We start from the raw sequence: 18,068 nt of genomic DNA, 5'->3' as shown, positions 1-18,068 counted from the left end.
GGCGGCAATATCTTGGTTGATGAACTAGCTGCGCTCTTGCCGCCACCGGGCCGCCACCGCTTCTACTTCGATTACGGCACGGTTGGCCTTGACGCCGAATATGAGCCGTTCCAGCAGCGGATGGACGAGTGGATGCGGCGGGCTGGTTACCAGCACGGTCACGATTGGATCACGCGCAAATTTCCCGGCGCGGATCACAACGAGGCGGCATGGCGGGCGCGGGTGGCTGAGGTGATCGCGTTTGTGGCGTTGGGAGGAGATAAATAGCGGTATGCAATGACATGGTGCGTCTGTCATTGCGAGGGCGCGCAGCCCCCGCAGCCGCAACATACGGGAGATGGGAGGACAGGAAGCACGCCTGCGCAGGATTCATCCGTGCTCGCGGGAGATTGCTTCGCCGCACTGCACACGGCTTGCAACGACAACCGGCGAGCGGGTAGCGGCTTGTCGGGCCGACCTATTCCTGCCGCTCAAACAGCGGTATCTGTGCCAGCGGCGCCGGTACATTGGTCAAGAGCGCTGGCCCCTGATGGATCGCGCCGCTCCAGTAATCGCGCCAGACGCCTGCCGGCAGATAGACATCGCGTTGGCGCTGGCCCGGCTGCACCACCGGCGCCACGAGGTAGCGTGCGCCGAGCAGGAATTGGTCGTTGCAGCGCAGCGCCTGCTCATTGGTAGGATCGTGCCAGAACAGCGGACGCACTAGGGGCGTGCCATCACGCAGGTTTTCATCAATCAGTTCAGCGAGATACGTGTCGAGTTCAGTGTGCAAGTGGGCATACTGTCGGCAGATGGCGTCAACTTCAGCGCCGTACTGCCACGGATGGACGCTGAATTGCATGGTTGGCAACAATGCGCTCAGTTGCGTCCAACGCACCATAAGTTCGCCGTCGGGCACTTCATCTTGGTAGGCGTTGCCGCCGATCATGTCGGGCAAAACGAACGGAAAGCCGCAGACACTGAGAGTTAGTGCCTGCGTCAGCACGCTGTGCAAGCCGTTATCAATTCCCCAGCGGCTCCACTTATCCCACTCGCGAAAGAGGATGCCGCGGCGCTGGCTGCGCCAACCGGCACGCACTTCAGTGTAGGCGAAGTGGTCGGCAACAAACTCGGTGTAGCGGTCGGCGTAGCGACGGCGCGGTTCACGTGCATAGCAGATGGCGTCGGGCGGGATGAAGTTGGCTTCGCCGGCGTCAAACTTGAAGCCGTCAACCCCGGTTTCAGCTTGCAACGCGCGCAGTTCGCTCAGCCACCACGCCACCGCTTCAGGATTGGTCAAGTCGAGCACACCGCCGTAGCCTTGCCACCAGCGCACGAGATAGGGCGAGCCATCAGCGGGATGGCGAATCAGGTAGCCGCGCCGGGTGGCGACAGCAAAGGCCGGATCAACCGGATCGAAAAAGATCGGCGTCCAGAGCGTGACCTTAAAACCAGCGGCGTGTAACTCGTCAATCATTGCCCGCGGATCGGGAAATTTGTGTTGGTCGAACACATACGCGCCATAGCCGCGCTGCCAACGGTCATCGATTTCAAGCACTGAGTAAGGGTAGCCGCGAGCAACGATTTGAGTGGCGAACTCAGTCACATCGCGCTGGGTGACGTGCATCTTATAATGCGCCCACGTTGTCCAGATCGGGCGAGCGAAGAGATCGCGCGGCGGGGCGGCGGTCGGGCGACCAAGCAACGGCAATGAGGCATAGAACGCAGCCGGAGCATTGGCGGCTAGAATGACGTGGCTGGCGAGGCTGGGGCCGGGCGCCGCATAGCGTTCGTCAAAGCCAAGGTTGGGCGGCGACGGCGCTTCGCGGCTGGTAATGCGCAACAAGCCGTCTCCTGCTCGATCCATCGTCACCGCTAACTCGCCATCGCTTTCCTCAAGCAAGATCGCCGTGCCAGCAGCATTGAGCCAGAAAGGGGTAGCGATGTTCAACGTCCCATCGCGGCCATGATCGATCGGCTCGAACGGATCGGAAACGACCGGCGCGCGATCGAGCGGCCAGTGTTGGAAGATACGTTCGCCCATGCCATACCATGGCCGGCCCGGATCGAGCTGCCATTCGACGCGCACGGCGTGGAGGTGGGGTGGCCCCGACCAGACCAAGCGAAACCCGGTCGGCGTGGCTTCGATCTCGGCGCGCAACGTGATTTCCGGGCGCGTGGTGGTGTAATGAATACGGGCATGGTGCAAGGTGACGTTGGCGCTGGCGACGCCGGTGATCGGGAAATCAACGCCATAGGCGTGGGCTACTGCGCCGTAGCCCTGTAGCACCTCGCGCCCTTCGTGGAAAAAGGCCATCCGGCCAGCGTTATCGATCACAACCGTGCCGGCTGGACTGTGCAATTCATGTCGCATTGCCGTCTCTCCGTCTACGTGCCGCAGACGCCAATTGTCTACGGGTAGCGGCATTGTAGCATGAGCGGGCGGGGGTAAGATAACTCATAGGCACCACGTGGTGCGGCAGTTTGACTGCCGCACTCCAAGTAAAACCGCGATATTATGTACTCAACACGCACCCGCTTCGATACTCGATAGCGACGCCGTATGTACCGCACGTATGGACAGCCTATGGTGCGTTGCCAGTGTGCAATCCGAGGATACCGTAATGACCGAACCTGCCTTGCGCGGATTGCGCGCGCAGGTCTTTGCACGGTACAACCAGCATTCGTGTGCGGCGGCACCGACGCTGATCGATCAGCGAATGTCACTATTCCGACAATACGAAAGCGATCTCTTCTTTCGGCGAGCGTGTCTTGCCGGTTGCACGGGCGATCGAACCAGTGTGATCGGGTGGCTACAACAAGCCGCCGATCGTGGTCTTTGGTATCACGAGCGGATGCTACGCGATTCTGATCTCGATATCGTGCGGGGCACGGAGGTGTTCGCGAAGTTACAGGTTCTGTTTCAGCAGCGATACGCGCAAGCGCAAGCCGTGGCAACTCCGCAGCGCCGGGTATGACAAGCAGCAGTATCGTAAGTGATGGCGAACTGGCAACCGGCGACGGCGTTTGGCTAGCGGGTAGCGATGCTGCAATCGGCGCAGCTTTGGGCCTCTAACCGTTACCACTGGGCCGATACAGCGCAGGCATTAGCCGAGCTTCGCCAGCATCTGGCTGCACTAGCGCCGATGCCAGTGACGGTTATCACCGGTTCTTCGATGGGAGCGGCGCTGGCGGTGCGCGCGGCGTTGAGCGGGACAGTCGCCGTGAACCGGTTTTTTACCGTTATGCCGGCGATCAGGCCAGAGCGGGTCAAGCCGCTGCACACAAATACTGATCGGCACCTGCGGGGGTATGTAGTGATCTGCGATCTCGCTAGCCTCTCCCAGCCGGTGCTCGAGTGGGTCACTACGCTTCAGCAGGCCAGTATACCGTGCGAGATCGAAGTGCGCCGCGGTGTGAGCCACGATTACCCACCGGACTTCACTGGCACGTTACAGTAGGGCTTGGCCTTTCTGGCCGCTTAATCACCCCACCACTCCGGCTGCACGCAGCGCGCTGATCTGGTCAGATTCATAGCCCATCTCGCGTAACACCGCTTCGGTATCGGCACCAAGCGCGGGCGGGGCGGTACGAATAGTGGCCGGGGTTTCGCTCAGTTTGGGGGCGGGAGCAATCATACGTATGTCTTCGATACTCTGCACCATCGCTCGCGCCTGCGCCTGCGGACTGCGCAGTGCGGTTGGAATATCGTTCACCGGCCCGCACGGCACTTCAACAGCGCGGAGCCGTTTCAGCCAGACCGCGACCGGTTCGCGGGCAATGACCTCTGCGATCAGCGGCACGAGAATGGCGCGATGAGCGACACGGGCCGGGTTGGTGGCAAAGCGTTCGTCGGTCACCCATTCCGAGTGGTCGAGCGCAGCGCAGAAACGAGCGAATTGCTGATCGTTGCCAACCGCGATCATGAGGTAACCGTCGGCTGCGGCAAAGGGCTGGTATGGCACGATCGTGGCATGACCATTGCCGTAGCGCTGCGGTGGTTGGCCGGAGACGAGGTAGGCCGAGGCGACATTCGCTAACCAACTGAGCTGCACATCAAAGAGGGCGATATCGATGTACTGGCCTACGCCGCTCTGCGCGCGGTAGTGCAGCGCGGCCAACATGCTGGTGGCGGCGTACAAACCGGTGGTGATGTCAACGACGGCCACGCCGGTCTTCAGCGGCGGGCCAGCGGGTTCGCCGGTAATGCTCATCAACCCGCCTTCGGCCTGTATCACCGTATCGTAGCCGGGCCGTAGTGCGTCAGGGCCAGATTGACCATAACCGGTAATGCTGCAATAGATCAACCTCGGATTAAGCACACGCAAGTCTTCATAACCCAACCCCATCCGTGCCAACGTTCCCGGCAAGAAATTCTCGATCAGCACATCGGCCCGGCGGGCGAGCGCGCGCACGATCGCTTGCCCGTCAGGATGTTTGAGGTTGACGGCAATGCTCTGTTTATTGCGGTTGACGGCGATGAAGTAGGCGCTCAAGCCATTCTCGGCAAAAGGTGGCCCCCACTGGCGAGTTTCATCACCAAGGCCGGGTTGTTCAACCTTAATCACCCGCGCCCCTAGATCGGCAAGCACCATCGTAGCGTAGGGGCCAGCCAGCACTCGGCTGAGATCGAGCACCAGCAGATCAGAAAGTGCAGCAGGCATAGCGAATTGATCCCTCCGGTAGAGTCGCACGGCTGTGTGGCTCCCGAAACGGCAGATTTGCCCACCGGCAGGTATGATACCATTGGTACACCACGCACATAGCAACGAGGAGAGTGCCATGACCGAACGAATCGGCTTTATTGGATTGGGCATTATGGGGCGCGGGATGGCGGCCAACATCTTGCGCGCCGGTTTTCCGCTGACGGTCTGGAACCGCACGCCGGGGCGCGCCGATGAGCTGGTAGCCGCTGGTGCGCAACTAGCAACATCGCCGGCTGATGTGGCTACCCGCAGCGATATTGTGATCAGTTGCGTCAGCGATACGCCTGATGTCGAGGCAGTGATCTTCGGGCCGCAGGGAGTGATTGAGGGTGCGCGGGTTGGTACGCTGATGATCGACATGAGCACGATCAGTCCGCAGGGAGCGCAGCGATTCGCTGCTCGGCTCGGCGAGAGCGGCATCGGCTTCCTTGACGCGCCGGTCAGCGGCGGCAGCGAAGGGGCAGCGCGCGGCACGCTCAGCATTATGGTGGGCGGGCCAGCGGAACTGGTTGATCGGGCGATGCCGGTGTTTCAAGCGATGGGCAAAACGATCACCCATGTCGGCGGGCACGGCGCCGGCCAAACCGTCAAGCTGGTTAATCAGATACTGGTCGTTGGTACAATGCTGGCGATCAGCGAGGCGCTGGTCTTCGCGCAGGCCAGCGGTGTCGATCTCGAAAAGACGTTGACAGCGGTCAGCGGTGGCGCAGCAGCCAGTTGGATGCTCTCGAACCGAGGGCCACAGGTGATCCGGCGCGACTGGCGGCCCGGCTTCACCATCGACCTACAACAAAAAGACTTGCGGTTAGTGCTGGCCGCCGCCGATGCCGTCGGCGCACCGATGCTCACCACATCAACCGTCTTCCACCTCTATCGCACGCTGCAAGCCGCCGGCTTGGGCCACGAAGGCAATCACGCGCTGATTAAAGCGATCGAACGGCTAGCGGGGGTTGAAGTAGGAAGCAACGAATAACTGAACGAATAGACGAATGGTGAGGAGAGGCGATACTACCTCACCATTCGTTTATTCATTATCCTGTTCGTGGTCTACCGAATGCGCAACCGCTCACCGGTGCGCTGCTCCCACAGCCAGACCAACAGGTAGAGGCCGCACGTGCCCAACATCACGATATTGGCAAAGACAGCTGCATTGATGACGAAGCCGCTTTGTCCGATCACGCGAGCAAGGTTGGCGACCGGTGCCAGAAAGCCGAGCAACCCAACCAACGCGGCGATCCATTCAAAGCGACGTGGCGTTGGCGATCGTTCAATCGCCACCCCTAACCCCAGCAAGACGATCCCGAACAAGGCAGGAATGGCCGACGTTGCAGCACCGGTTGAGAAGACACCGCCAACACCAAGAACGATCAGCAGAGTTGCGGCAGCAATAGTGCTATTCATCCGCATACGATGACTCCTAGCTTTCAGTGCATCTGCAAGAACCTAGATTTATTGTATGCCTGAGTCCGACTCGGCAAAAGGGCGGTTTGGCGCGTGGCCACAGTGGAAATAGTCGCGTTATGAGCAGGGAATATGTGACGATTCGCACAACCATCGAGCCGCACGTGATCGTGACGGCCCGATGGTTGTCACGATTACGGCACCTGCCGGATCATCGCAATTTCATCGCACCGATCCTGTTTGAAACAGGTGGCGCAATCTTGCCAGATTTTGTGCGGAAGGCGCAATTTGGGCACTTCGCGGAAGCCAAGCGAGCTGAAGAAGCCGACCTGCAAGGTTAGCGTGAAGAGAGTGGGAATACCTAGCTCTATCGCCTCGGCGAAGAGCGGTTCAACGAGGCGGCGGCCAATGCCGCGACCTTGAAACGCGGGATGCACGGCGACGCTGACCACTTCAGCCAGATCGGCCCACGTGATATGCAACGCGGCACAGCCGATCACTTCGCCATCGGCTTCGGCTACATTGAAATTACGCACGCGGTTGTAGAGCTGATCGAGCGTCTTAGGCAGCATGTCGCCACGAGCAGCATAGTAGTTGATGATCTCGTAGAGCCGCGGTACATCGCTGACCCGCGCGCGGCGAATCGATACGGCGGCGTCGGGCCGGATGTGGAGTGCCGGCAGGCTGACTGGCGGTGTATAGAGCGGGATGGTCATAGCTTTAGGTGTCTCATAAGGGGCACAGCCTGCTGTGCCCTACTCGTCTTCTTCCTCTAAGATCTCGTGCCAGCGGGCGCATTGCTCACGGACTCGTTGCGGCGCGGTGCCGCCATAGCTGGCCTTTTGGGCGACGCTGCGCGCCATATCGAACACGGCATAGATGCTCGCATCAAGGCTTGGCTCAATCGCCTGATACTCGCTCAGCGGCAGATGGCGCAGGCTAATGCCCAGCGCCATTGCCCGCTGCACGAGTTGACCGGCTTTGCCGTGGGCGACGCGGAATGGCACGCCGCGCCGCACCAGTTCGTCGGCCAAATCGGTGGCCAGCATCGCATCATCGAGTGCGGCAGCCATCCGCTCACGGCGCACGGTCATGGTGGCAATGGCCGCCGCCGCTACTTGCAAGCCGAGATCGAGCGTGTCAAAACTGTCAAAGAGCGGCTCTTTGTCCTCTTGCATATCTTTGTTGTAGGTGAGCGGCAAGCCCTTCAGCACGGTTAGCAGCGCCACCAGATTGCCCAGCAATCGCCCGCTCTTGCCGCGCAACAATTCCATACTATCAGGATTTTTCTTCTGCGGCATCAGACTCGAGCCGGTACTGTAGGCATCGGCGAGTTCAACAAAACCAAATTCGCTGCTAGCATAGAGGATAACATCTTCGGCCAGCCGGCTGAGGTGAACGCCGATCAGCGCGCCAGCGAACAGCGTCTCGGCCACGAAGTCGCGGTCGCTGACCGCATCGAGCGAGTTGGCAGACAATTCATCAAATTCGTCGAGCAATTCGGTCAGCCGCTCACGCTCAACGCCGAGCGAGTTACCGGCCAACGCCCCCGCTCCTAGTGGCAACACGCGCATCCGGGCAATTGCGTCGCGCAAGCGGCTGCGGTCGCGGGCAAACATCTCGACGTAGGCCAAGCACCAGTGGCCGAAGGTGATCGGTTGGGCGCGTTGCAGATGGGTATAACCCGGCATGAGGGTATCGGCGTGCTGTTCGGCTTGCGCGAGCAGCGCCAATTGCAGATCGCGTAGCCGCCGGTCGAGCTGGCGGGCAATGCCGATCGTGTAGAGGCGCATATCGGTGGCGACTTGGTCGTTGCGCGAGCGGCCAGTATGTAATTTGAGCGCGGCATCGCCGATCAGTTCGCGTAACCGGCGTTCGACGGCAGTATGGATGTCTTCGTCACTTTCGATTGCCACGAACGTACCATTGGCGAATTCGGCCCGTACCAGCTCTAAGCCGCGCACTAGCTCGGTATACTCGGCCTCGCTGATCAGGCCGGCTTGCGCCAAGGCGCTGGCCCACGCGATGCTGCCGGTAATATCAACGTCGGCCAGTCGCCGGTCAAACCGGAACGAGTCATTGAACCGGCGCATCTCGGCTGCCGTTGGTTCGCTAAATCTGCCCCCCCAAAGCCGGTGTTCCATCGGCGCTACTCCTCCATTTGGATCATAAAGGCGCGGTTGCTGTGGTCTGATGAGATTCAATGGTCAAACTGCACCGTACCAGTAATTGCCAGTAGTTGGCGACGAGTGTGCCGGCCACGCGCACAATCTCGTCGAGCTGATGAGCATTGAGCAGCTCTTCGGCTAGTTGCGGCCAATCGCGGGGCTGCAACGGAAACGAAAAACTTTCCATGATTCCGGCGAAGCGGCGCTGGGTAGGCCAGCGCCGGTTGATCAAGCAGAGCGCGGTGTGTAGCTCGGCGAGCAATGCCGGCGCTAACAAGACGGCCTCCCGCTCGTGGCGGCGAGCAGCGGCGGCACGTAGTTCGCCGTAAACGCCGAACACTAGTTGCGGCAGGTGCGGCCAGATGCTGCGGTGAAAATCGATCTCGGCCAAGGCGCCGGCCTGTGCCAGCCACTCGCTCACCTTGTGGCCATCGCCGATGAGCGGCTGCAACGTCGCCAACCATCCTAGCCACTGCGCCCAGCGCAGGTCTGGTGCGTACACAACCGTCGCCAGTTCCGCCGCGGCAATGGTATGTATCGTCACCGGCAGATTCTGCACGATGAAGCTGTGAAGTGGGCGCGTGACGGTACTCTCGACCACTGCCAGCACCTCAAGCGGATCGAAATCGGTCAGTGGCGCAGGCGGTTCGATCATTCCCGCCACAACCACGACCGTTCCCGGCTGCGCAGCGAGGCGCTGGCACAGTTCACGGGCAAGTTGTTGGCGTGCAGTGCGATCCATAACCCTCACCCCCCGCCCCTCTTCCGCGATACCAGACGGGATGGTTATGTCCGGTATTCAGCATTGATCCGCACATAATCGTAGCTAAAATCGCACGTCCAGACTGTGGCGCTTCCCTCGCCAAGACCAAGATCGGCATCAATCGTAATGTCAGGCACATCGAGCAGTTTGTGAGCCTCTTGCTCATCGAACGGCAGTGGTAAACCGTTTTCCAGCACCCGCATTCCGCCGAAGTGCAGCACGACCCGGTTAGGATCAACCGTTGCACCAGAGTAGCCAATCGCGCACAACACCCGTCCCCAGTTCGGATCAGCCCCGAACAGTGCCGTCTTGACCAGCGGCGAGCGAGCAATGGTCATGGCCGCCTGCTTGGCCTCGGCGTTGTTGACGGCGCCATGCACGGTGATGGTGACAAAACGGGTCGCACCTTCGCCATCGCGCACAATTGCGTGGGCAAGGTGCTGGCAAACTGTGGTAAGGCCGGCCACAAAGGCAGCTCCGGCAGGTGAATCCAGCTCGGTGATCGGCGGCGCGCCGCTTGCGCCATTGGCCATCACCAGCAACGTGTCGTTGGTGCTGGTATCGCCATCGACGCTGATACTGTTAAAGCTCACCTCGAGTGCCTGCCGCATCGCTGCGTCAAGCACCGCGCGCGGCACCGCGGCGTCGGTTGTCACCACGGCCAGCATGGTCGCCATATTCGGGTGAATCATCCCCGCGCCCTTGGCCATTCCGCCAATGGTTATCCTGTTCCCATCGGGCAACGTCACTGTGACGGCGCAATGCTTGGGCCGGGTATCGGTGGTCATAATCGCGCGGGCAGCGGCCAAGCCGTGATCAGGACTAAGGCGGGTCGCAGCCTCGGCGATCCCGCGGGTGATCTTTTCCACCGGCATCGGCACGCCGATGGTGCCGGTTGACATGACAAAGACGCTATTGGCTGGCAGATCAAGGGCCTGCTCGACGGCGCGGGCCATCGCGACCGCAGCAGCATCGCCATCAGCGCCGGTACAAGCGTTGGCATTGCCGGCGTTAATGACCACCGCGCGCCAATCGCCGCCTTGGGCCATCAACGCCATATCGTACAGCACCGGGGCCGCTTTCACGGCGTTGGTGGTAAATGCCGCCGCTGCTGTCGCCGGACGATCGCTGACCACCAACGCTAGATCGTCGCGGTGAGCGTACTTAATGCCGCACGCAGCGACCGCAGCGCGCCAGCCGCGCGGGCTTGCAACGTGTCCATCGGCGAGAAAGCTGATCATACTGCGCTACTCCTCAGTTGGGACTGGCGAGGCAGGGTGGGTATCTTCCCAGCGTACCGACTCGACCGCACCGATCCCCTGTAAATGAGCGATGTCGTTATAGGCATTAAGCCGCCAAAGCTGTTGGTTCCGCCGTTCTACCCGCTCCCACCACGTGATGCTCGTGTTGCGGGTATGAAAGTCGGTTGGTGGCACCACCAGACTCGGCATGCGGAAAAAGTGAATGAACGAGCAGTCGATCACACCGCCGTGACAGACTACCACAATCGTCTTGCCCTCATATTCGGACGTAATCCGAGTAAGCGCGCGGCTCACGCGCAGCGTAAAATCACCCCAGCTCTCGCCGCCGGGAGCGATCGGGCGCAGCGGGTAGCGGTCGAAATCAGGCACTCCAAACAGCGCCCAAGCCTCGTGATTTGGCATGCCATCAGCCTCGCCGACGCGCAGCTCTTGCACTTCATCATCGAAGATAATCGGCAGGCCCAACGCGGGTTGGATAATCTCGGCAGTCTGGCGGGCGCGCGGCAAGGTCGATGAGATCAAGACATCGGCCTTAATCTCGCCGCTGGTGGCGAGACGATCACGCAATCGTTCGGCTTGCGTGATACCGCGCGGCGTCAATCCGGCATCGCCGCGCATCCCGGCCACAATCGGCTGAATATTGGCGACGGCTTCCCCGTGACGGATTAGATATAAGTGCGTCATAACTCCCTGCGCTGACTTGATGCGAATACATAGAAGAAGCCAGCCTGCGCGCTGGCAGTGCTGGCCTGAGAATATCTCGTACAGAAGTGCAGGCGCGGCTAGCCAGTTCGCGCAATGAGCTGGCGACGGCAACGACGACGGCGACGATGAACCACCGGGTGGCTGCGGTAGGTGTTGGGCTGAACCATGATATCCATTGCGATCATCGTCTCCTTGCCTGCAACTGTGCTCACGCAGTATACCACAGCCGGCGCGGGGGTGCAATTAGTGGAATGGCTGCGGAACAGCTTAGAGCATGCCTAAACCAGAATTATGATGACGATCTGACCTACGTTGAGCATTGGAAGAGTGACGGGCGCACACCGGTGCTTTTCTGTTTACTTTCGTACCTGCGTAGGTCGTCATACGTACCGCTCGCCGTCAGTTACACGTTCGCGATAGCCGAGCGTTCGCGCTAACGCATCTTGTAGACTGGCAAACGTCTGAATATTCTTGAGATCAATGGCCGCCATCACCAGAGACTGGGCTACTTCTGGGCGCACACCGACAAGGGACACCTGCGCACCGAGCAAACGAACCGCTTGGAACACTGTTATCAAGCCGTTGGCGACTTCTTCATCAACCACCGGTACAGCGGTAATATCGATAAACAAGTTCCGAGCGCCCGTCTGAGCGATAGCGGTCAGTGCGCGACGACTCACCTCGGTAAGACGTTCATGATCTACCTCGCCGATTAATGGCATTACCAGAATATCATTGGTGACCGGCAATATCGGTACACTCAGCCCACGAATAACCTCCCGTTGCTGTTCGAGTGCGCGTCGAAGATTCTGCTGCTCGATAAATCGCTGTTCAAGCGTTTGAACTGCTTGTTGGAGATCACTTGTTCGCTTGGCAACTTCCTCTTCGAGCCGTTCGCGAATAGCCTGTAATGCGCGATTGCTCTGCTCACTCTGCTGTAGTGCATCTACTATCCGCTGGTAGTTGTGCCAAAACAAGAGCATGATGACTGGCATTGATATCGCAACAAGTAGGATCAGGAGCGGGTTTAGCACTGCGAACGGCAGTGGTTCAAACAACCGCACATACACCCCGAGTGCAGCGATGATGACAGACAGCACTACCGCACCGATGCCGAACCCAAGCAGTGTGATGCGGTCAAGGTATGGAAACACAATCGCAATAACGACCATTGGGCCAAGTATCGATAATGGTAACAAATCTGGCACTACCAATGTGACAAGGATGCTATACCCTGCTATGGCGCTGCTTACAGTGTAGATTGCTGCTAATTGCTTTGCTTGCCGATTCAGCCACATTGCAAACAGTTCGAGCGCCAAGAGAGCAATAGCGCCTATCGCTAGGATAATAAGTGGCAAAGCGTTGAGTAAGAAACCACCAGTGAAGAACGCGATACTTGCAGCTACCGCAGCAAGTGCGGCCCAAAGTAAGAACTGGTGGAGGTATACATGTGCTTGGAAGCGATGAGCTGGGGTGTCGAGCGCTGTCATAACGTTTCCTCGGTCAGGCTATATCACTATCAACTCTCGCGGGAAACTGGTCAATGACCGGCTACCATCAGCGGTGATCACTACATCATCCTCGATCCGTACACCAAACCGGCCCGGCAGGTAGATGCCCGGTTCGACAGTGAAGGTTGTGCCCGGCAACAGCGGCGTATCGCTGCCGGCGACGATATTGGGTAGTTCGTGGGTTTCGCGACCAAGCCCATGGCCGGTGCGATGGACAAACGCCGCGCCGTAGCCGGCAGTCTCGATCACGGTACGCGCAGCGGCATCAATATCCGCACCGCTAGCGCCGGGGCGGGCGGCAGCGCGGCCAGCGGCATTGGCGGCCAGCACAATCTCGTAGACATGGCGCGCTTCTGGTTCTACATTACCGATGGCAATCGTGCGGGTAATGTCAGAGTGATAACCTCGGTAAACGGCGCCACAATCAATAATGACCAGATCGCCGGGTTGCAAGAGCCGGTCGCTGTTTTCGTGATGGGGGTTAGCTGCGTTTGGGCCGCTGGCCACCATATTAGCAAAGCTTTCGCTGTCGGCCCCTGCCGCCATAATTGCGTCGCTCAGCATCCGCGATAGCGCACGTTCGCTGAGGCCGGGGCGCACCTGCGCGATGAAGGTGTGCAAAGCCTGCTCGACAATCGCAACTGCCCGTTCCATCAACGCGAGCTCCTCAGCATCTTTGACCATACGCAGTTCGCTCAGCAACGGGTCAATGTCACCAGTGTGCAAACCGGGTGCGACCGTCTCCAGCGCGCGCAGTTCCATCACCCGCATCATCGTATGCTCAACGGCCAGCGGCTTGGCCGGCACGCCTGAGCCAAACGCGGCTTCCATGCCCACGGCGAGTGCCCGCAGCGGCCCTTCGGCATCGCTCCATGCTACGTACCGCATCGCAAACGGCGCCGCCGCGCGCACTCGCTCCAGTTCGAGCTGCGGCACGACCATCACCGGCTGAGCGCCGCTGGCTGGGATCAGCAGCAGGGTCAGCCGCTTGCCGGGGTGAAACTGTAAGCCGGTTAGATATGCCAGATTGGTGGCTGGCATCAGGGCCGCTCCGGCCCACTCGCCTTCGGCGAGGCGGTCGATCAAGCGCTGGAGACGGGCTGGGATCATGGCTTTCCTCGCTCAGAAACGCGCGTCGCTATGTCACCTCGGTAGTTGCCCGCGCGCCGCCAACTCTTGCGGCAACAGAATCGCATGAAGCATCTCGTTGACCGGAACCGGCACCCCGACTTCGCGGGCCAGCCGCACCAATGCGCCATTCTGGCTCGCCAATTCAGACGGTCTTCCGGCAATGATGTCGCGCTGCAGCGACGCCGTGCCTTCGTAGGGCATGCTATCGATGAAGGCCATCATATTCGGTACCGAGTCATCAGGCATCGCAATCCCACGCGCATGGGCTACATCAACGACCTCTTGCAAGCACCGCTCGACCAGCGGGCGGGTCTCGGGTAATGACCGCCACACACCAATCGGGGCGCGCGTCGTGGCGCCAAATCCACTCCATGCGCAGATTAACATAAATTTTTGCCACATCGCGACATGAATATCGGCAGGTAGGTTGCCGCGAATGCCAGCGCGCTCAAACGCTGCCTTAATGCGCAATAGGCGCGGTGTTCGCCGGTTATCGAGTTCACCAAAGTCGATCGAGGTTGGGTTGACGCCGGCGTGAACGATCACCCCCGGCGCTTCGCGATAGGCAATGATTCGGCAAAGACCGGCCAAGGTGTGTTCACGACCGAGGACCTCGGCCAGTTCGTTTGGCGCATCAACGCCATTCAACAACGGCAGCACTGCTGTGTCAGGGCCGATCAGCGGGCGCATCATTTCAGCCACTTCACGCACCTGCCAGCCCTTGACCGCAACAATCACCAAATCAACTGGCCCCACCTCGTCCGGGTTATCGGTTGCCTTGACTGTGGGCAAAGTAAAATCGCCGGCAATGCTGCGCACGCGCAACCCGTGCTGCTGCATCGCTGCCAAATGCTCGCCGCGCGCAATGAACAACACCTCATACCCGGCCTGCGCCAAACGTCCACCGAAATAGCCGCCGACGCCGCCGACGCCCACAATCGCAATGCGCATTGGTTCAACAGTAGTCATAGTTCTCAGCTATTGCAATTCAACGATGAGCGACAACGTTCCCAGCCGCAATTCCTCGCCGTGCCGCACTGGCTGGGGTTGGCGCGGCAACAGTTTCCGCCCGCCAGCAAAACTGCCGTTCGTGCTATCAAGGTCTTCGTAATAGACCTGCCCCTGCTGGACGAAGAACCGTCCGTGCCGACGGCCTACACCGCGTTCAAAGCCGCCGTGTGGGGTGAGGTCGATATCAGGGTAGAAGTTGCTGACCGGATCAGCTCGCCCGATCAGCGCCTGCGCTGCCGCTGGCAAGAGGAGCACTGTGCCATCAGCAAGACGCAACCGCGCGCCAGCGAGTGAACTGCGCACTGGCGGCGTCGGAGGCGCTGCCGGTGCTGGTGGCGGTGTTGGGTATGAGGGTGACACTGCGGGAATCGCTGCCGGCGGCGGAGGAGCTGGTTGCATCGTCACCGGTTGCGGCGGCGGGTAGACCGGCTGCGGCGGCGCACCGGGGAAGGGGAGATCCGGCGCTGGCGCTGTGGTGACCGGCGGCGCCTGAAACAACGGCGCACCGCAATTGTCACAGAAGGCTTCACCCGGAATCACGCCTGATCCGCATTGCGGGCAACTGGTCGGGCCGGCGCTCACCGGCCCGCTGATCGTCGTGGCCGGTTTGGGCACAGACGCCGGTGTTGGCGCGCGAGCCGGTACCGGGATCAACTGTGCGCCGCATTGATCGCAAAAGCGAGCAGTATCAGGGTTAGATACTCCACACTGCGGGCAGAATGGCATGGCTCTTCTCCATCTTTCTCTATCTGCTGAGCGACTGTTTGCGAAATATGACTAATGTTGCGTCACCGAGGTTGCAGTCCTAAATGCATGCCATTCCGATAGCATTGCTGTACGCTCACTATAGCATAAGATGAACGATCGTGGTTTGATGCGCGCGCTCCCCTGTCACTGCGAGCCGCCACGGGTGGCAACGCAATCTCCTCCGACAGTGAGATCGGTCGCTCAAGGTATGATGTGCCAGCAAGCAGGAGATTGCTGCGAGTGCTCGGCGCTCTCACAATGACAAGCAGACCCACTCCTGCGCTACGACTGAAGGACCCACCGCTGCTTCAGCCCGCGTAGCGGGCTTCGTAACCGTAGCCCGGCCCTTTCTGGTCGGGAAACCAAAGGCTGGCTAGCAAACCCATGGCGATGCAATACCGGCCAGATCTCACGCTACGGACCAACACAACGCGCAAAACGGATGGCGTGCGGCAGTCAAACTGCCGCACGCCATCCAAGCTGCAGAGTGGAGCATCAATCGCGCCAGACCGCCTCCGCAACTGGCTGCTCCTCTGCTCCGACCCCAAAAATGAGCCGCACCCCGCGATCATAGGTGAAGTAACTATAAGCCCAATTCAACAGCACCAATGCCCGGTTGCGAAAGCCAACCAACGCCATCAGATGCACGAACAGCCAGCCAGCCCACGCCGGCCATCCGCTCAGCCTGATGCCAAAAGCGTCGAGCACGGCGGCGCTACGTCCGATGGTTGCCATCTGGCCTTTGTCAACGTAGCGAAAGGGCTGCATTGGCTGGCCGTTGATCTGCGCAACGATATTCCGTGCCGCCTGTTCGCCCATCTGAATCGCCACCGGTGCGACCATGGGATACGCAACACCGGGCCGGTAGCCTTCGAGATAAGCCATATCGCCAATCACAAACACCCGCTGATCATCCGGCAAGGTCAGTTCTGGCGTCACCACCACTCGCGCCCCGCGCCCCAGCGTCACGCCAAGCGCATCGGCCAGCGGCGCCCCTCGTACCCCCGCTGCCCACACTACGGTCTCGGCGTCTAACCGCGAACCATCGCGGAAATTGAGCCCGTGCGGATCGGCGTTGGCCACCGGTGCATTCAACCGCACTTCAACCCCCATCTGCTGCAAGCGTTGCAAAGCTGCCCACTGCAACGATTCAGGAAAAGAGGCAAGGATGTGGCCAGTTGCTTCGATCAACACCACCCGTGCCTGTTGCACATCGAGCATCGGGTAGTCGTGGCGAATCACGTGCCGGATCAGCTCGACAAACGCACCGGCCAACTCGACCCCGGTCGGCCCACCGCCAACCACGGCAAAGGTGAGCAACGCTGCGCGCCGGTTTGGATCGCTCTCGGCGGCGGCATACTCGCAGCACAAGAGCACGTGATTACGCAGCCGCTGCGCTTCATTGAGGTCTTTCATCCCCATCGTATACCGTGCAATTCGCTCGTTGCCGAAGAAGTTGGTCGTGCTGCCCGCAGCGAGGATGAGATAATCGTAGCTGACGGGGCCGGTATTGGTATGCACAAGATGCCGCGCGAAATCAACCCCGGTGACTTCGGCCAGCAAGAAACTGGCATTGCGGTAGCGGCGCAAGATGGCACGCACCGGATACGCGATCGACTCTGGTTCGAGACCGGCGGTAGCAACTTGATACAGCAACGGCCAGAAGCCATGGTAATTGGTGCGATTGATCAATAGCACATCAACCGGCGCTTTGGCGAGCATGCGCGCTGCAGCGAGGCCCCCAAAACCCGCACCGACGATCACAACGCGCGGGCGGGCTGTCGGGGCGAGAGACGTTGTTGATAGTGGCGAAGCCATTGCCCGCCTCCTTTCTAGTGAAATCATTCACAAAATAACACAACTGGCATTGGCCGTCAATCGGTCGTAGGGTGGAGAGAAGGGGGTGCTCCCTCTAAACGTAACGTAAGCGCCGAGCAAATGGATGTTGGCAGACAGAAGAGAAAACGAGCGACTCCACTCCTGCGCGCCCTGTGCGGGCAAAAACCCTAACCCACCACCACCCACCCGCGCCGGTCGCGCCGAGGTAAGGCAATGGCCGGCAGTGGATAGATGTCGTCGATCCAAATCAAGGTGACATAACGATCACAGGCGTGGAGTTCCCAAAATTGTGGATCATCAATCGCCAGATCAGCGGCGTAAACAGTGCGAAGTTCATTGATTACAGACAGCGTTATCTCCCGGCTGATCGTATGCGTCACCAGCGCCAACCCGGCCAACGGGCCACTAGCCCGCTTGAGCAACACAAGATCACCAGCCTTCACTTGCCCAAACGGCGCGCGCCGGTCGCGCCCAAACCGGCTTTCGATCCGCTTGCGTCCGGCAAGGATGCGGCCCAAGTATGGCTCGCGCAACATAGCAAGGTGAAGGGTAGCCGTGCTGCGCCCTTCGCGCCACGCTCGCAACCGCTCGTGCCAAGCCGGGTGCCCAATGGTGGCTGAGAGGATTGCTTGCCAGACTGTCGGAGGGATGTTCATGTTTGCAATCAGCGGGGACGGGGTGGGGGTGAGGGTACGAAATAGCCACACCACGACGTAGCCGAGCTGGGAAGCGGTTCCACGCGATGAGTGGCAGCATGCGCCTTCGTGGGGGATAGCTTCGCCTCGCGTCGCTCAGCTCGCAATGACAACCGGATCGCGGAACGCAGTAGCAACCCTTCCCCTCGC

General features: G+C 60.2%; 17 protein-coding genes and 1 pseudogene. 4 read left to right on the top strand and 14 right to left on the bottom strand.

The genetic code is table 11. The features are described 5' to 3' along the window. Nucleotides 1-267, top strand: a pseudogene (locus Q1A59_RS07140) (alpha/beta hydrolase); the annotation flags it as partial. A gap of 190 nt (nucleotides 268-457) precedes the next feature. On the opposite strand, the gene Q1A59_RS07135 reads toward Q1A59_RS07140, so the two are convergent. Continuing rightward, entirely contained in the window at nucleotides 458-2,353 is a 1,896-nt protein-coding gene (locus Q1A59_RS07135; RefSeq protein WP_298402362.1) for a glycoside hydrolase family 31 protein, read from the bottom strand. 250 nt (nucleotides 2,354-2,603) lie between these two features. On the opposite strand from Q1A59_RS07135, the gene Q1A59_RS07130 reads away from it, so the two are divergent. Further along, nucleotides 2,604-2,957 carry a TPR end-of-group domain-containing protein gene (locus tag Q1A59_RS07130; RefSeq protein WP_298402360.1) on the top strand — a complete coding sequence of 118 codons (354 nt, stop codon included), beginning with the start codon at nucleotides 2,604-2,606 and terminating at the stop codon, nucleotides 2,955-2,957. Nucleotides 2,958-3,023: 66 nt separating this feature from the next. Beyond that, entirely contained in the window at nucleotides 3,024-3,440 is a 417-nt protein-coding gene (locus tag Q1A59_RS07125; RefSeq protein ID WP_299644592.1) for a hypothetical protein, read from the top strand. A gap of 24 nt (nucleotides 3,441-3,464) precedes the next feature. Here the strand turns inward: Q1A59_RS07125 and Q1A59_RS07120 are convergent, their stop codons facing one another. Continuing rightward, nucleotides 3,465-4,643, bottom strand: a complete 1,179-nt coding sequence (locus Q1A59_RS07120; RefSeq protein WP_299644590.1) for a CaiB/BaiF CoA-transferase family protein — start codon at nucleotides 4,641-4,643, stop codon at nucleotides 3,465-3,467. Nucleotides 4,644-4,716: 73 nt separating this feature from the next. On the opposite strand from Q1A59_RS07120, the gene Q1A59_RS07115 reads away from it, so the two are divergent. After that, nucleotides 4,717-5,658 carry an NAD(P)-dependent oxidoreductase gene (locus tag Q1A59_RS07115; protein ID WP_298402354.1) on the top strand — a complete coding sequence of 314 codons (942 nt, stop codon included), beginning with the start codon at nucleotides 4,717-4,719 and terminating at the stop codon, nucleotides 5,656-5,658. A gap of 74 nt (nucleotides 5,659-5,732) precedes the next feature. Here the strand turns inward: Q1A59_RS07115 and Q1A59_RS07110 are convergent, their stop codons facing one another. The 12 genes from Q1A59_RS07110 to Q1A59_RS07055 all read right to left on the bottom strand — a co-directional run bounded on the left by Q1A59_RS07110 (nucleotide 5,733) and on the right by Q1A59_RS07055 (nucleotide 17,879). Beyond that, on the bottom strand, nucleotides 5,733-6,092 hold the full coding sequence (locus tag Q1A59_RS07110; RefSeq protein ID WP_298402352.1) for a hypothetical protein: 360 nt from the start codon (nucleotides 6,090-6,092) through the stop codon (nucleotides 5,733-5,735). Nucleotides 6,093-6,280: 188 nt separating this feature from the next. Continuing rightward, a complete protein-coding gene (locus Q1A59_RS07105) occupies nucleotides 6,281-6,802 on the bottom strand; it encodes an N-acetyltransferase (protein WP_298402350.1) in 522 nt (173 codons plus the stop codon). A gap of 39 nt (nucleotides 6,803-6,841) precedes the next feature. Continuing rightward, nucleotides 6,842-8,230, bottom strand: coding sequence for an argininosuccinate lyase (gene argH / locus Q1A59_RS07100; protein ID WP_298402348.1), 1,389 nt, complete (start codon nucleotides 8,228-8,230; stop codon nucleotides 6,842-6,844). 22 nt (nucleotides 8,231-8,252) lie between these two features. After that, entirely contained in the window at nucleotides 8,253-8,996 is a 744-nt protein-coding gene (locus Q1A59_RS07095) for a hypothetical protein (protein WP_298402346.1), read from the bottom strand. A 44-nt stretch (nucleotides 8,997-9,040) separates the two neighbouring features. After that, the gene (argJ, locus tag Q1A59_RS07090) at nucleotides 9,041-10,258 is read right to left on the bottom strand and encodes a bifunctional glutamate N-acetyltransferase/amino-acid acetyltransferase ArgJ (protein ID WP_298482003.1); all 1,218 of its coding nucleotides are present in this window, start codon (nucleotides 10,256-10,258) and stop codon (nucleotides 9,041-9,043) included. Between the two features lie 6 nt (nucleotides 10,259-10,264). Continuing rightward, on the bottom strand, nucleotides 10,265-10,963 hold the full coding sequence (locus tag Q1A59_RS07085; protein ID WP_298402342.1) for a histidine phosphatase family protein: 699 nt from the start codon (nucleotides 10,961-10,963) through the stop codon (nucleotides 10,265-10,267). A gap of 401 nt (nucleotides 10,964-11,364) precedes the next feature. Next, nucleotides 11,365-12,474: an STAS domain-containing protein gene (locus Q1A59_RS07080; protein WP_299644584.1), complete on the bottom strand. Its 1,110-nt coding sequence runs from the start codon at nucleotides 12,472-12,474 to the stop codon at nucleotides 11,365-11,367. A gap of 18 nt (nucleotides 12,475-12,492) precedes the next feature. Further along, nucleotides 12,493-13,605, bottom strand: coding sequence for a Xaa-Pro peptidase family protein (locus Q1A59_RS07075; protein ID WP_298402338.1), 1,113 nt, complete (start codon nucleotides 13,603-13,605; stop codon nucleotides 12,493-12,495). A gap of 33 nt (nucleotides 13,606-13,638) precedes the next feature. Then, entirely contained in the window at nucleotides 13,639-14,595 is a 957-nt protein-coding gene (locus Q1A59_RS07070) for a 2-dehydropantoate 2-reductase (protein WP_298482005.1), read from the bottom strand. Between the two features lie 9 nt (nucleotides 14,596-14,604). Next, the gene (locus Q1A59_RS07065) at nucleotides 14,605-15,363 is read right to left on the bottom strand and encodes a zinc-ribbon domain-containing protein (protein ID WP_298402334.1); all 759 of its coding nucleotides are present in this window, start codon (nucleotides 15,361-15,363) and stop codon (nucleotides 14,605-14,607) included. 516 nt (nucleotides 15,364-15,879) lie between these two features. Further along, nucleotides 15,880-17,202 carry an NAD(P)/FAD-dependent oxidoreductase gene (locus Q1A59_RS07060; RefSeq protein WP_298402332.1) on the bottom strand — a complete coding sequence of 441 codons (1,323 nt, stop codon included), beginning with the start codon at nucleotides 17,200-17,202 and terminating at the stop codon, nucleotides 15,880-15,882. 188 nt (nucleotides 17,203-17,390) lie between these two features. After that, complete coding sequence (locus Q1A59_RS07055) at nucleotides 17,391-17,879, bottom strand: ASCH domain-containing protein (RefSeq protein ID WP_298402330.1); 489 nt, start codon at nucleotides 17,877-17,879, stop codon at nucleotides 17,391-17,393. Nucleotides 17,880-18,068: the final 189 nt, after the last annotated feature.

Source organism: uncultured Chloroflexus sp. (genome assembly GCF_937951745.1).
Taxonomy (GTDB): domain Bacteria; phylum Chloroflexota; class Chloroflexia; order Chloroflexales; family Chloroflexaceae; genus Chloroflexus.
This window is presented reverse-complemented; position numbering and strand designations above follow the sequence as displayed.

What these genes read in the sequence shown, in the direction of transcription:
- Q1A59_RS07135 (WP_298402362.1), bottom strand. Translation starts at nt 2,353, where the DNA reads ATGCGACATGAATTGCACAGTCCAGCCGGCACGGTTGTGATCGATAAC.
- Q1A59_RS07125 (WP_299644592.1), top strand. Translation starts at nt 3,024, where the DNA reads ATGCTGCAATCGGCGCAGCTTTGGGCCTCTAACCGTTACCACTGGGCC.
- Q1A59_RS07075 (WP_298402338.1), bottom strand. Translation starts at nt 13,605, where the DNA reads ATGATCCCAGCCCGTCTCCAGCGCTTGATCGACCGCCTCGCCGAAGGC.
- Q1A59_RS07060 (WP_298402332.1), bottom strand. Translation starts at nt 17,202, where the DNA reads ATGGCTTCGCCACTATCAACAACGTCTCTCGCCCCGACAGCCCGCCCG.
- Q1A59_RS07110 (WP_298402352.1), bottom strand. Translation starts at nt 6,092, where the DNA reads ATGCGGATGAATAGCACTATTGCTGCCGCAACTCTGCTGATCGTTCTT.
- Q1A59_RS07080 (WP_299644584.1), bottom strand. Translation starts at nt 12,474, where the DNA reads ATGACAGCGCTCGACACCCCAGCTCATCGCTTCCAAGCACATGTATAC.
- Q1A59_RS07120 (WP_299644590.1), bottom strand. Translation starts at nt 4,643, where the DNA reads ATGCCTGCTGCACTTTCTGATCTGCTGGTGCTCGATCTCAGCCGAGTG.
- Q1A59_RS07055 (WP_298402330.1), bottom strand. Translation starts at nt 17,879, where the DNA reads ATGAACATCCCTCCGACAGTCTGGCAAGCAATCCTCTCAGCCACCATT.
- Q1A59_RS07065 (WP_298402334.1), bottom strand. Translation starts at nt 15,363, where the DNA reads ATGCCATTCTGCCCGCAGTGTGGAGTATCTAACCCTGATACTGCTCGC.
- Q1A59_RS07070 (WP_298482005.1), bottom strand. Translation starts at nt 14,595, where the DNA reads ATGACTACTGTTGAACCAATGCGCATTGCGATTGTGGGCGTCGGCGGC.
- argJ (WP_298482003.1), bottom strand. Translation starts at nt 10,258, where the DNA reads ATGATCAGCTTTCTCGCCGATGGACACGTTGCAAGCCCGCGCGGCTGG.
- Q1A59_RS07095 (WP_298402346.1), bottom strand. Translation starts at nt 8,996, where the DNA reads ATGGATCGCACTGCACGCCAACAACTTGCCCGTGAACTGTGCCAGCGC.
- Q1A59_RS07115 (WP_298402354.1), top strand. Translation starts at nt 4,717, where the DNA reads ATGATACCATTGGTACACCACGCACATAGCAACGAGGAGAGTGCCATG.
- Q1A59_RS07105 (WP_298402350.1), bottom strand. Translation starts at nt 6,802, where the DNA reads ATGACCATCCCGCTCTATACACCGCCAGTCAGCCTGCCGGCACTCCAC.
- argH (WP_298402348.1), bottom strand. Translation starts at nt 8,230, where the DNA reads ATGGAACACCGGCTTTGGGGGGGCAGATTTAGCGAACCAACGGCAGCC.
- Q1A59_RS07130 (WP_298402360.1), top strand. Translation starts at nt 2,604, where the DNA reads ATGACCGAACCTGCCTTGCGCGGATTGCGCGCGCAGGTCTTTGCACGG.
- Q1A59_RS07085 (WP_298402342.1), bottom strand. Translation starts at nt 10,963, where the DNA reads ATGACGCACTTATATCTAATCCGTCACGGGGAAGCCGTCGCCAATATT.